This is a genomic window from Croceitalea sp. MTPC5 (genome assembly GCF_036985505.1).
GTDB lineage: Bacteria > Bacteroidota > Bacteroidia > Flavobacteriales > Flavobacteriaceae > Croceitalea.
In genome coordinates, this window is record NZ_BTGQ01000001.1 from 574,446 (window position 1) to 587,541 (window position 13,096).

Genomic DNA, 13,096 nt, shown 5'->3' on the forward strand with positions numbered 1-13,096 from the left:
TCAATTTTCAAATATCGCATTGACCAATACTTCCGTTCCGTTACGCACCACGTCAGTGGTGGGTAATCCGGTAAGTTTTGAGATTTCGTCAATTTTGCCGTGGGCTTCTGCATCCTTTAATCCTACGGTATTTAAGGCAACCCCTATGGTTTTAGTCAGGGTATGTGCACCACAAACGCTTGCTACGGCCTCATTTAAACGAATAAATTCATCTAAAGGAGGAATTTTAATATGCGATACGGGATAGCGTAAATGGGTATGGGCCGCTTTATGGCAAAGTATCAGGTGTGTGGGCTGTGAACCTCGAATCAAAGGTAAGGTCGCCGTACTACCTGGATGTGCTAAAGAACCCTGACCTTCAATAATAATGATTTCTTTGTCCGCTTGCTCTAAAACGGCCTGTTCCACGGCTCCAGCAGCCTGATCTACCTTGATGGCATCCAAAGGTATTCCATTGCCCATAAGGGTAATCCCTATTTGTCCGGTCGGTACGAAACCGACTTTGTTGCCCCTTTTCTTTAAAGCCGCATAAAGTTCAAGGCCTGAGGTCATCTTACCTGCTGCCATATCGGTACCGATCATTAAAATACGTTTGTTGTCAAGCTTAGCAGCTTTAGCCGTGGCAATAGGATAGGAGGGAGCCGGTTTTCGAACATCCCATATGCCCTGTTCCTTTTGGGTCAAAAAATGGCCAAAACGGGCATTCAGATCATCGTGCAAGCCATTTATCAATGAAAGTCCATTTTTTAGGGCATATGAAATGGGTTCATCCCATGCTGAGGGAAACCGCCCACCAGAGGGGGCGATACCAAGCACAATGATTTCACTACCAAGGGCAACAGCTTTTTCAACGGAGCCCAAAACCGGAATTTGATAGGGTAAGCCGACCGCTTCTTGCACGGTCATGCCCGCATAGTTGGAATCTATAATGCAGGTTATGGGGTGTTTCGAGAACCGCATAAGGCCATAGCCCATTTTTCCTGAATCGTTATCCAAGGCATCTTCCATATAGATGCATAGCTTTTTGGTGGAATCGAACATAAAAAACGTTTTATAAATTATGCTTAAAGGCACCTCCGTGACCGGCAATATCCAAGGGCATGGTAATTTCATTGACCAAGGGTGCCCCCTCACAGGGGTCAGGATTCAAATTTAGATGGGAATCGAGGTCAATATGGTCAAGTATTCCTGAGACGGCGGCTCCAGCGGCAATTGAAATCGAAGACTCACCCATACAACCGATCATGGTCTTTAATTTAAAGGCATGGGCCGTAGCAATTATTCTTAAAGCACCCGTGATACCACCACATTTCATCAATTTCATATTGACCCCGTCAACGGCATGGGCCCATTTGGGAATATCAGTAGCGAAACGACACGATTCATCAACAAAAATGGGTAGTGGCCTATTTTTATAAAGTTGGGGAAGATCGTATTCTTGGCCTTCTTTTAAGGGCTGTTCCACATAGCCGCATTCGCGTGCCGCCAGCCATTGCATCATATGCTTGGCATCATCTAAAGACCAGCCCCCATTGGCATCGACACGAATCGAAATCGGATACTTTTTATGATAGTCCAATACTTCATTGTATAGGGCCTTATCAGCTTCAATTCCGTCAGTACTCCCCAATTTGACCTTTAAAGTCCGTAACCCCATATTCTCCAAGATCAACGGCAGTCGTTCTTTAGCTTCATTCGGCCCCATGATACCAATGGTAATGGAGGTGGCCTGTTTTGGTTTTGAAAAACCCAATAGTTGATAAAGGGGTAGGCCGGCTTTTTTTGCCAGAAGATCCCAAAGTGCGATATCCAAGGCGGCCAAAGCACATGGGGCTACGTTAGATCTTAAGCCCGCATCGTAGGTTTCAAAAGGGGAGGTAAGATCGGGCTTTGTCGCTAAAAATCGTTCCAAGGCTTCTCGTGCGGCCTCAGGGGTAGCAGCACCCTCGGATTCCCCAGGGGAGGTTTCTCCCCAACCTGTGTAATTGCCATCGGTCACGGAAACGTATAAATTCGATTGCCCATCGCGCACCCCCCTGCTGATACGTAATGGAAACAATTTTTTTAGATATAAGGTTTTATAGGCTATTTGCATCCGCTTGATTTGTTTTTTCGGTATTGTTCCCTAAAGTATTGGATTTTGACTTTTAATTCAAGAATAAGTTCGATCAAAGTTTAAATTTGTATTCAAAATTAGTCGGTCATGGATGTGAACATAGATGCAACTTGGAAAACCCATTTGCAGCCCGAATTTGAAAAACCCTATTTTAAGCAATTGGCCGCATTCGTAAAAAAAGAATACCAACATCATACGTGTTACCCCAAGGGAAAGGACATTTTCGCGGCATTTGACCATTGTCCGTTTCAAGAGACCAAGGTCGTCATCATTGGCCAAGATCCCTATCATGGGCCGAACCAAGCAAATGGACTATGCTTTTCAGTAAAGGACGGTATTCCGCATCCTCCTTCGCTGGTCAATATCTTTAAGGAAATCAAAGTCGATCTGGGTATTGCATACCCTAAAAGTGGCAATTTAGAGCACTGGGCGGCACAAGGCGTCCTATTATTGAATGCTACCTTGACCGTTAGGGCCCATCAGGCTGGTAGTCATCAGAACAAGGGTTGGGAACAATTTACCGATGCCGTTATTCGGTTGGTGTCCCAAAGGCATGAAAATTTGGTTTTCTTATTATGGGGAGGCTTCGCCAAAAAGAAAAAACAGCTCATCGATACCTCAAAACACCATGTGTTGGAGTCGGGACATCCTTCACCGTTAAGCGCAAATAGGGGCCTATGGTTCGGCAACGGTCATTTTAGTAAAACCAATGAGATCTTAAAGCAAACGGAAAGACCGTTGATAAGTTGGTGACTAAAAATTAAGAAGGACTGTTAAAACAATAAGAAAATTATTACGTTTGTTGTATAGGTACGTATAAAAATCCATGGGGTGGGTAGAATAAAATCGATTTTATTGATTGATGACGATGAGACGACCAATTTTCTTAATAAACTATTTGTCAAACAATTAGATTCAAATTTAGAAGTAAATGTCGTGCTCAACGGAAAAGAGGCCATTGACTTTCTGGTTCTAAACGGAAAAGAGATAGCACCTTGCCTAATAGTGTTGGACACCAACATGCCCGTCATGAATGGCTGGGAATTTCTTGCGAATTATGAGGAAAAGTTTGATGCCGACTTCAAAGAAAAGAATACTGTCGTAATGTTGACCGCTGTTGATACGGAAAAGGTGGTCGCCAAGGCGATGGCCGACCCGAATGTGGATGATACGGCGCAAAAGCCTTTATCGGACCTGACTTTTCGCGTGCTGATCAACAAACACTTTTCTTGATTCAAGGGTACAGGAATCTATCGTCCTTCCTGATTTGAGAAAGCAATTCCAAGGACACTAAGCGTTCTTGAACGTCTTTCAAACTTTGACTTGACAGCTGTTGCTGCCCCCAAGTGGTCAATGACAACCATCGTCGTACATCAGTTACATCTTGGCCATATCGATTGGCTATGGTACGGTCGATACTTGGAATTTTCTTGAATTCCATCGTATAGGTATTGATGACCTCCAATATATGGCCTAAAAGCGAACTGTTATTTGAAATAAAATCATCCGTGGCAGCAAGAACGAAACAGGGCCATGGGGTTGGGCAATCATCCAAACGTCTAAAAACCTTGGCATCTACCAAGGGTTTCGTGGTGAAGCGCTCCCACATAAAATAATCGGCCTGACCTTGGCTTAATGCCGCAACCGCCCCATCTAAATTATGGATGATCTCAAACTTGAGGTTTTCGGTATTCCACCCTTGATTATGGGCATTTACAAAGGCCATCAAATGGCTTCCACTTCCTTTCCTACTTATGGCGGCCTTAGTACCTTTAAGATCGGCCAGTGTGCCATAAGGGCTTTTGTAGGCCACATGGATACCCCATAATAGGGGTGAGGCGATATATTCTTGTACGATTTTTGTGGAATTACCTTCAGAAATACTTTTAACGATACCTTCGGTCAAGATAATGGCCAAATCGGTTTCCCCGTCGGCTAGCATTTGCGACATCCTACCCGTGCCTTCAGGAATATCGGTCCAACTTAAATCAATACCTCTATCTTCGAAGGCACCATCAGCAATGGCCATGTGCCACGGAAGGTTAAAATGCTCAGGCACCCCGGCAATCTTAACTTTTTTCATCTTACTTTACGTTTCAAATAGTCATATATCGTATACTGCGAACGAATTTCAGGCTCTTTTGGTAAGGGAAGAACCCTTTCATTCGAACTCTTGGCATCCAAGAAGCGTGCTTTTACATTATCGGATAATTGAATTTGAAGGATAGCCCTTAATTCACCGAAGATGTCCGAATCCAATATGGGGGTGAGCACTTCAATCCGTCTATCCAAATTTCGAGTCATCCAATCCGCAGAACCCATATACATCAGCTCGTCACCTCCGTTTTCGAAAAGGTATATCCTTCCGTGCTCCAAATAACGGTCTATGATGCTGGTAATGACTATTGGTTTTTCATTTGGCAACATATCCTCTTCCTTTTTTGGAACAAGACAACAAAAACCCCGAACGATCAACCTTACTTCAACACCAGCCTCACTTGCTTCATATAGGGCATTGATCATTTTGGTGTCTTCCAGACTATTCATTTTTAAGGTAATCTTACCCGCTTTGCCTGTTTTAACGAAATTTATCTCATTCTGAACCAGTTCCATGAACTTGTTTCGGGTCGTAAAGGGAGAGACCAATAGGTGTTTTAACTTGGGTATAATGAGCTTTCGTTCTAAAACATCAAATACCTGTGAAAGATCTTGCGTAATTCTATCATGTGCGGTGAACAAGCCATGGTCGCAATAGAGTTTTGCGGTTTTTGAATTGAAATTCCCCGTAGCGATGTATGCGTATCGCTTTAATCGGCCTTCTTCCTCCCTTTCTACCAAGGCAACCTTAGAGTGTACCTTTATATTCGGTACGCTAAACAATACTTTTGCCCCTTTTTCCTCAAAGGTGCGGCCCCAGGTAATGTTGTTCTTTTCATCAAAACGGGCCTGGGCCTCAACAAATAACAATACCTTCTTTCCATTTTTAAGGGCCAATAAAATGGAATCGGTCAATTTCGAGGATTTCGCGATGCGATAAAGGGACATTTTTATCGTAGTAACGCCCTGATCTATTGCAGCCGCATGAATAAAACGCTCGACTAAGGAAAAACTTTGGTATGGAAAATGAACCAATTGGTCTTTTTCAGAGATGTCGTCAAAGATAGCCTCGCTTAAAGATAATTTCGGATGTTCCAGTGGGGGTAGGGGCCGATATTGTAAGGCTTCGGTATGTTCAGGAATCGGAAAACCAAAAAAATCGGACATATTGTGATAACGGCCACCTGATATCATGTCCACAGTGCCAAGTCCTAAGCTGTTTTTCAAGATGTTCCGTAAGTTTTCAGGTAACTCGGCATCGTATAACAATCGGGTCGGTTGTCCGGATTTTCGTTGCCCTAGGGACTGATATATCTTTTCGACCAACTGCGTATCTTCATAATCATCTTCGAGATAGAGTTCGGCATCCCTTGAGATCTTTATGCTGTAAGAACCAATGACCTCTTGCCCTCTAAAAAAATCATTTAGGTTAAGCCTTAAAACGTCATCTAGAAAAATAAAATTGGATCTTTCACCTGGCAAGGCAATAAATCGCTCGCACTCTTTTGAAGGTATGGTCAACGCATTGAACTTACCTTGGCCAGAATCAACCAACAGATATAATTGGCCATCGGCAGGCTCAAAAGTGGCATCAGTGTCCAGCAGCTTACAAAATGGTTTAATATTGGCATTAAAATAGGTGGTAAGAAATGCTTTCTGCCCGTCATCCAATTCCGCAATGTCTCGAATATAGATTTGGTGTTTTCTAAGCTCGTTTAGCGTATCATCCACTACACGACCAAAGACCCCTTGTTGCTCGTTTACCGTTTTTAAAATGAACTTCAATTTTTTATTCGCCTTTAGCACCAACTTTTTGCGGAGTTGTTTATCCACTTTCTTAAGTTGTCGCAATTGTGATATGCGTACTTTGAAAAACTCATCAAGGTTGGATGAAAAGATGGCTAAAAACTTTAAACGCTCTAAAAGTGGAGTGTCTTTATTCGCTGCTTCAAGCAACACACGTTCATTAAAGTAAAGCCAATTAATGTCGCGATGCTTGAATTTTCTGTGGTTCATATTGCTATTTTCTGAATGTTGGTAATGAATCATATAATATGGTCATCTACAGCTTGCCTTGTGGGCAAACAAGCGCGGTCGAGACCTGACATGGATAATGATGTTCATGACTCATTACGGATATTGATTCCGATTTCATCAAAAATAGGTATTCGAGCCACAATATAGTTAAAGGCAACGTTAAGTCAATTTCTCTAGGCAATATTGAATCAAGGTATCCACCGTTCTCTTTGGGTTCTTTGAGAAATTACCGTTTGCCCGATTGGCAAGAATGGCGTTCATGGATACGGCCCTGTGCCCCAAGAGTTTGGATAACCCATAAATTGCGGCAGTCTCCATTTCTAAATTGGTGATCTGCCTGCCTTCAAATTGGAATTCACGAAGTTTTTGATGAAAGTCAAGAAGTTTAGGCTGCAAACGCAGTGCCCTTCCCTGTGGGGCATAAAACCCGGCATTGGTCACCGTAATCCCTAATCGCATGTCATTTGAGCGTAGTGTTCTGGCCAGACTTCCATCCGCTTCAAAAACATAAGGGGCGATATGGTGTGGTTGCCAGTTGATATGGTTATCGAGCGCCGTTTTCAATGCGGTATATTGTTGTTCTTCGGCATTATAAAAATGGAGTAGGCCGTCAAGACCGATACCGAATTCAGATAGTAGAAATGAATCAACGGGGATATCTTCTTGTATTGCCCCTGAAGTGCCGATACGAATGATATTCAATGATTGGGTCTGTTCTTTTACCTTGCGTGCCTTTAGGTCAATATTGGCAAGGGCATCCAATTCATTTAATACGATATCGATATTATCCGTACCGATTCCCGTAGAAACCACTGAAATTCTTTTACCATTGCAGGTCCCCGTGTGGATGTTGAACTCACGCTTGCGCTTTTTGAGCGTTATGGTGTCGAAATATTTGGTTACCTCGGGTACACGATCCGGATTACCCACCAAGATAATGGTACCCGCAATGTCTTCGGGTAGAAGGTTCAAGTGATATACACTGCCATCGTCATTAAGGATCAGCTCAGATGTGGCAATGGCCATTTTAGAGCTTTAAGATTCGTTCAGCGCTCTCATTATATAAAAAATTGTACTTAAGGGCGCCACCCAAATAGGCATCATTATCACGAAGGAGCGCGTAATAGTTGGCTTTACCATCCATAACCTCTTTTCCTTTCTTTGATATGCGAACAGGGTTGAGAGAAGAAAACAAGGGCTTTAGTGATGTGATGATACGTCCATATTGGCTATCGCCATATCCATAGGGATCTTGTCGCGCTAGAATCGTACCTAACAGCGCATGCCTTGATTTGGGCTTTTCTGTAGCCGCGACCTTCAAAATGGTATTCTCCACCTTATTGAGCCCATTTTTGATGGTCGGAAAACGTTTCAGATGCGCTTGTACCGCAGCTGATAAATAATCAAAACTATAGTTTTCAAAATCGGTCAAATTCTCTAATCGTATCGGGTTGTCACTACAATACAACTGCCATACATAATCCGCGTACTCGATGTCGTCTTGAGATAACACCGTTCTATTTTCGTAGCGGTCCAAAAACTGCGCATTGGTCAGCTCATTCAATGCGAACATGTGCTCGCTATCGTCTTCCTTACCACTGCAGATAAGGGATATTTCGGCATGCCTACGATGGGTCTTTAGCCAACTAAGTACGGCCAACATATTAATTTGGCAAAAAAGATCGTATTCAAACCAAAGTACGATCTGGTCTTGTTGCTTGTGGTTGCAAAGTGAGCGGTATTCCTTCAGGGTCTTTTCTACGAACCACGATTTGGAAACCTTGTAATTCTTATTCAAAAACTCAAAACGGGTCTTCCAGAATGACTCGCTACCAACGGTGCTCAACGTTTTTCCCTCACACAACATTTCACGCCACGTGATAATATCCCCTTTGAGGTTCAAGGTATTCAACCTATCGGTGAAGCTGTCCCCATTAGTGATATGCAACAATGATTTCATTTTTAGGGTGGGTTTGTTTAGGTTAGACCACTAAAGTAAAGCTTAAACAAAAAAAACAAAAATATTTTTGCCAAAAGGAGTACGTGTTATCGAAGAATTTAACAGTTGAACGATTAAAATTGACATATTTCTTGCCGAAAATGCCTTATCCTCCAACTCGTTTGACCACGAACCCTTTATCTTTCAAAAATTGCATGATCTTATCGCGATAGTCGCCTTGTATGATGATGGTATCATTCTTGTAACTGCCGCCGACACTTAGAAAGGATTTGATATCCTTTGCCAATTTCTTAAAATCCGCATCCGCCCCGGTATAGCCCTCCAATATGGTAATGGGCTTGCCTTTTCGTTTTTCGTATTTGCAACGAATGGGGGCGTCTTGCATCCAATAATCAGGTTGCCCACCGTCTTCCGTTTCCTTTTCCTCAGGAACATGGTCTGGGAAAAGATTCTTTAACTGCTCACTTAAGTCCATAGTTATTCCTTGACTAATCCGAGTTCAATCAATCGCTCATGTAGGTATTCGCCCGCGGTAATATCCTCAAATTGCTTTGGATGTTGTTCATCGACACAATTAGCGAGGCAATTCAAGGGCATTTCACTGATGGGATGCATGAAAAAAGGTATCGAATACCTCGAAGTGCCCCATAGTTCTTTCGGCGGATTCACCACTTGATGGATGGTCGATTTTAATTTGGTATTGGTCAATCGGGATAACATGTCACCCACGTTGATCATAAGCTGATCTGGTGCCGCAATGGCATCTACCCATTCCCCATTGTGGTTTTTCACCTGCAGTCCTTTACCATGGGCCCCCATGAGTAAGGTAATAAGGTTGATATCGCCATGCGCCGCGGCACGAACCGCATTTTTAGGCTCTTCGGTAATGGGCGGGTAATGGATGGGGCGTAAAATCGAATTCCCGTTTTTTATCCATTCATCGAAATAGGTCTCTTCCAAATCCAAGTGCAAGGCCAGGGCACGGAGCACATATTTTGCGGTTTTTTCAAGCATCTTGAAAGTCTCCTTACCGACACTATTGAAATTTGGTAATTCACTTACAATGACATTGTCAGGATACTCCGCTTCGAGATTGGGGTCATTCTGAACATACTGGCCGAAATGCCAAAATTCCTTCAGATCTCCTTCCTTTCTTCCCTTTGCATGTTCCTTACCGAAAGAAGTATACCCGCGTTGCCCGCCGATACCATCAATTTCATACGAATCCTTTACATGCTGCTGCAAAGCGAAAAACGCCTTGATTTCGCTGTAAAGCTCCCGCACCAACCCATCTGACAAAAAGTGCCCGCTCAAGGCCACAAAACCGATATCTTCAAAAGCACTTCCGATTTCTTTGATAAACTTGGCTTTTCGCAAAGGGTCACCTGCTGTAAAGTCTCTTAGGTCAACACTGGGAATGGCGTTCATAGCACTACGATTTAATGAAGGTCAAAGTTAATCAATCTTTAAGAACCTTTTGTTTTCGACATCTTTTGATGGTACACTTTTTTACTACTTTTATCCGAAAGAAACCAAACCTTATGCGCTACCATATCGGCAATCTTGAAAATGAAGTCTTGGTCGACTTATATGAAAAGATGCTCAAACCCCGAATGATCGAAGAAAAGATGCTCATCTTGCTTCGACAGGGAAAAATCTCAAAATGGTTCAGTGGTATTGGCCAAGAGGCAATTTCAGTAGGGGTAACCGCTGCTTTGAAGGCCGAAGAGTACATTTTGCCCATGCATCGCAACCTTGGCGTTTTTACCACACGCGAGGTGCCCTTAAACCGTCTTTTTTCGCAATGGCAGGGCAAATCATCAGGATTCACGAAAGGTCGGGACAGAAGTTTTCATTTTGGCTCTCAAGAACATAAGATAGTGGGTATGATTTCGCATTTGGGGCCCCAACTTGGGGTGGCCGATGGAATCGCGCTTGCTGAAAAATTGAGAAAGACAAAACGGGTCACTGCCGTGTTTACCGGTGAGGGCGCGACCAGCGAGGGTGATTTTCACGAAGCGTTGAACGTCGCCTCGGTATGGAACCTGCCCGTGCTTTTTTGCATTGAGAACAATGGTTATGGCTTATCGACCCCGACCAACGAACAATACAATTGTGAACACTTGGCCGATAGGGCAAAGGGTTATGGTATGGAATGCCGCATCATAGATGGTAATAATATACTCGAGGTCCATTCAAAGGTCGCGGAGCTTTGTAAGGCAATTAGAAAGCGCCCAAGACCAATTTTGTTGGAATTCAAGACGTTTCGAATGCGTGGGCATGAAGAGGCCAGCGGCACGAAGTACGTTCCCCAAAAACTCATGAAAAAATGGGCGCAAAAAGACCCCATAACCAACTATGAGGACTTCTTGCTGAAAAAAGGGGTGTTGACCGAGGCCAACATTGCAGCGTCGAAAACACGTATTACCGAAGAAATCAATGCAAACTTAGCCTTGGCTTTTGAGGAACCGATGATGGAATCATCTGAAACAAAAGAGTTAAATGATGTATACCATAATTTTGATTTTGAGCATTTAAAACTCTCTGAAAACACTAAGGATATTCGTTTGGTGGATGCCATTTCGGAGGCTTTACGACAGTCTATGGAACGCCATAACGAATTGGTGATCATGGGGCAGGATATTGCCGAGTACGGCGGCGTATTTAAAATTACGGAAGGGTTCACCAAAATGTTCGGAAAGAATAGGGTACGAAACACCCCGATTTGTGAGTCCGCTATTGTTTCTGCGGCCATGGGGCTTTCCATCAATGGTATGAAGGCCATCGTAGAAATGCAGTTTGCCGATTTTGTAAGCTCTGGTTTCAATCCGATCGTAAATTATTTGGCAAAAACCAATTACCGTTGGGCCGAAAAGGCAGATGTGGTCATTCGAATGCCTTGTGGTGGCGGGGTGGGGGCAGGACCCTTCCATTCACAGACCAATGAGGCCTGGTTTACAAAAACACCCGGATTGAAGGTAGCCTACCCAGCTTTTCCGAAAGATGCGAAAGGACTATTGAATACAGCCATAAACGATCCAAACCCCGTTCTCTTTTTCGAACATAAAGGGTTATACCGCAGCATCTATGGCGCGGTACCCGAGAATTATTATACCTTGCCATTTGGCAAGGCCGCCCGTATTCGGGAAGGAAATGCAGTTACCATTGCCTCTTATGGTGCCGGGGTGCATTGGGCATTGGAGGTGCTTGATGGGCATCCGGAAATTGACGCCGAACTTCTTGATCTAAGGACCCTAAAACCTCTGGATATTGAAAGTGTCTGCGCTTCGGTCAAAAAAACAAATCGATTGATCATTCTACAAGAAGATTCCTTATTTGGGGGGATTGCAAGTGATATTGCCGCCATGGTCATGGAAAATTGTTTTGAGTATTTGGATGCTCCCGTAAAAAGAGTAGGCAGCCTGGAGACCCCCATACCCTTCGCGACCAACCTAGAGGCAAATTACCTGCCGAAAAAACGATTCGAAAAGGAACTGAAGGCCTTACTCGCTTATTGATAGTTACGAAAAGCGTTAACATTTAACGCACTTGAAGTAAGCTTCCTTCGGTCATTATCCCAAATTTGCAGTGGAGGAAAGGGAATCAGCTTTAACAAAATTTAACACAAGGTGGACGTCTAATTTCCTTGGAACACGTATTTATTTAAAATCCAACAAATATGAAAACAATAAAACTTTTAGGGATAGCGGTCATCGGACTGTTAGTCGTCGCCTGTACAGGTACAAAGGCTGCTCGTCAACAAGGAAATCTATTGAGCGGCACCTGGATATTGAACGATGTAGGCTACGAGAACAATACCGGCAGTTTCAAAGCGGTTATTTTCGGTGATGCCGAAGACATTTGTTTTGAGGGCAGCCAATGGTTTTTCAGGGATAACAACAACACCGGCAGGTATACAATCCAACCCAGTTCACTTTGCCAATCTGGCGATCGTTTCATAAAATGGTCCATTTACGAGCCTGCCAATCGATTGAGTCAATTACAGTTCAAGTTCATAGACGAAAAAAGAAACGATATTTCAGGTGGTCTGGGATACCGTTTGGACATCGTCAATCTCAATGAGCAGACCATGACGTTAAAGTCGAATGTATCGGTTGACGGAGAGCCCGTAACCCTAGTTTATCAATTTACTAAACAATAAGAACAATGAGAAAATACGAATTTAAAAGCACCTTGGTGCTAGCAACCCTTGTACTACTAATTGGTTGCAATGCGGTTCAAAACGCGAATAATAAGCAAAAAGGAGCTGTAATCGGTGCATCCGGTGGCGCCGTACTTGGAGGTGTAATAGGCAATAACGTAGGAAAGGGGAATACCGCTTTAGGAGCCATTATCGGGGCCGTGGTGGGCGGTGCTGCCGGTGGATATATCGGTAATCGTATGGACAAACAGGCAGAACGTATAGAAGAGGAGATTCCCGGTGCGGAAGTGAAACGGGTAGGTGAGGGTATCAATGTGACCTTTACCCAAGATGCAGGGGTGTTCTTCGACACCAACAAGTCTGATGTGAAAGGGGAGTCTGCGAATACACTGAATAAACTTGCGGGCATTTTTAAAGAATATCCGAACTCCAATATTTTGGTAGAGGGCCATACTGATAGTGCCGGTAGTGATGAGTACAATTGGACCTTATCACAACAAAGGGCTGAATCGGTCTCCGATTATTTAATGGCCCAAGGCATTTCCGCCAATCGTTTTACCACGAAATGGTATGGGGAAACACAACCCAAAGAGAGCAACGAGACCGCTGCGGGCAAAGCGGCGAACAGAAGGGTCGAGCTGGCCATTATCGCCAGCGATGCACTTAAGCAAGAAGCCTTCGATAACACAAAGGATTAATAGCAAAACCTGCACAGAATACAAAT

The 13,096-nt window shown here is 43.6% G+C and carries 13 protein-coding genes; 5 read left to right on the forward strand and 8 right to left on the reverse strand.

Annotated features, from left to right (window positions below; all coding sequences use genetic code 11):
* Together AACM45_RS02590 and AACM45_RS02595 are read right to left on the reverse strand one after the other, a co-directional pair.
* Positions 1 to 1,041 carry a DUF1611 domain-containing protein gene (locus tag AACM45_RS02590; protein WP_339140552.1) on the reverse strand — a complete coding sequence of 347 codons (1,041 nt, stop codon included), beginning with the start codon at positions 1,039 to 1,041 and terminating at the stop codon, positions 1 to 3.
* Between the two features lie 10 nt (positions 1,042 to 1,051).
* Complete coding sequence (locus tag AACM45_RS02595) at positions 1,052 to 2,095, reverse strand: dipeptide epimerase (RefSeq protein ID WP_339140554.1); 1,044 nt, start codon at positions 2,093 to 2,095, stop codon at positions 1,052 to 1,054.
* 108 nt (positions 2,096 to 2,203) lie between these two features.
* Between AACM45_RS02595 and AACM45_RS02600 the strand changes: the two genes are divergently transcribed.
* Both AACM45_RS02600 and AACM45_RS02605 read left to right on the forward strand, forming a co-directional pair.
* Positions 2,204 to 2,869, forward strand: a complete 666-nt coding sequence (locus AACM45_RS02600; protein ID WP_339140556.1) for a uracil-DNA glycosylase — start codon at positions 2,204 to 2,206, stop codon at positions 2,867 to 2,869.
* A gap of 78 nt (positions 2,870 to 2,947) precedes the next feature.
* Complete coding sequence (locus tag AACM45_RS02605) at positions 2,948 to 3,349, forward strand: response regulator (RefSeq protein WP_339140558.1); 402 nt, start codon at positions 2,948 to 2,950, stop codon at positions 3,347 to 3,349.
* 1 nt (position 3,350) lies between these two features.
* Here AACM45_RS02605 and AACM45_RS02610 read toward each other — a convergent pair whose 3' ends face one another.
* The 6 genes from AACM45_RS02610 to AACM45_RS02635 form a co-directional block, all read right to left on the reverse strand.
* The gene (locus AACM45_RS02610) at positions 3,351 to 4,199 is read right to left on the reverse strand and encodes a substrate-binding domain-containing protein (protein WP_339140561.1); all 849 of its coding nucleotides are present in this window, start codon (positions 4,197 to 4,199) and stop codon (positions 3,351 to 3,353) included.
* A complete protein-coding gene (gene ppk1 / locus AACM45_RS02615; RefSeq protein WP_339140563.1) occupies positions 4,196 to 6,229 on the reverse strand; it encodes a polyphosphate kinase 1 in 2,034 nt (677 codons plus the stop codon). Before ppk1 ends, AACM45_RS02610 begins: the two co-directional genes overlap by 4 nt.
* Positions 6,230 to 6,409: 180 nt before the next feature.
* Positions 6,410 to 7,276, reverse strand: a complete 867-nt coding sequence (locus tag AACM45_RS02620) for a nucleoside phosphorylase (RefSeq protein ID WP_339140565.1) — start codon at positions 7,274 to 7,276, stop codon at positions 6,410 to 6,412.
* 1 nt (position 7,277) lies between these two features.
* Positions 7,278 to 8,210, reverse strand: a complete 933-nt coding sequence (locus AACM45_RS02625) for a DUF1835 domain-containing protein (RefSeq protein WP_339140567.1) — start codon at positions 8,208 to 8,210, stop codon at positions 7,278 to 7,280.
* Positions 8,211 to 8,355: 145 nt separating this feature from the next.
* Complete coding sequence (locus AACM45_RS02630; RefSeq protein WP_339140569.1) at positions 8,356 to 8,685, reverse strand: translation initiation factor; 330 nt, start codon at positions 8,683 to 8,685, stop codon at positions 8,356 to 8,358.
* 2 nt (positions 8,686 to 8,687) lie between these two features.
* Complete coding sequence (locus tag AACM45_RS02635) at positions 8,688 to 9,638, reverse strand: isopenicillin N synthase family dioxygenase (RefSeq protein WP_339140570.1); 951 nt, start codon at positions 9,636 to 9,638, stop codon at positions 8,688 to 8,690.
* Between the two features lie 113 nt (positions 9,639 to 9,751).
* On the opposite strand from AACM45_RS02635, the gene AACM45_RS02640 reads away from it, so the two are divergent.
* The 3 genes from AACM45_RS02640 (at position 9,752) to AACM45_RS02650 (ending at position 13,070) form a co-directional block, all read left to right on the forward strand.
* Positions 9,752 to 11,728, forward strand: coding sequence for an alpha-ketoacid dehydrogenase subunit alpha/beta (locus AACM45_RS02640; protein ID WP_339140572.1), 1,977 nt, complete (start codon positions 9,752 to 9,754; stop codon positions 11,726 to 11,728).
* Between the two features lie 161 nt (positions 11,729 to 11,889).
* Entirely contained in the window at positions 11,890 to 12,372 is a 483-nt protein-coding gene (locus AACM45_RS02645) for a lipocalin family protein (protein ID WP_339140574.1), read from the forward strand.
* Between the two features lie 5 nt (positions 12,373 to 12,377).
* Positions 12,378 to 13,070: an OmpA family protein gene (locus AACM45_RS02650; RefSeq protein WP_339140575.1), complete on the forward strand. Its 693-nt coding sequence runs from the start codon at positions 12,378 to 12,380 to the stop codon at positions 13,068 to 13,070.
* Positions 13,071 to 13,096 lie beyond the last annotated feature (26 nt).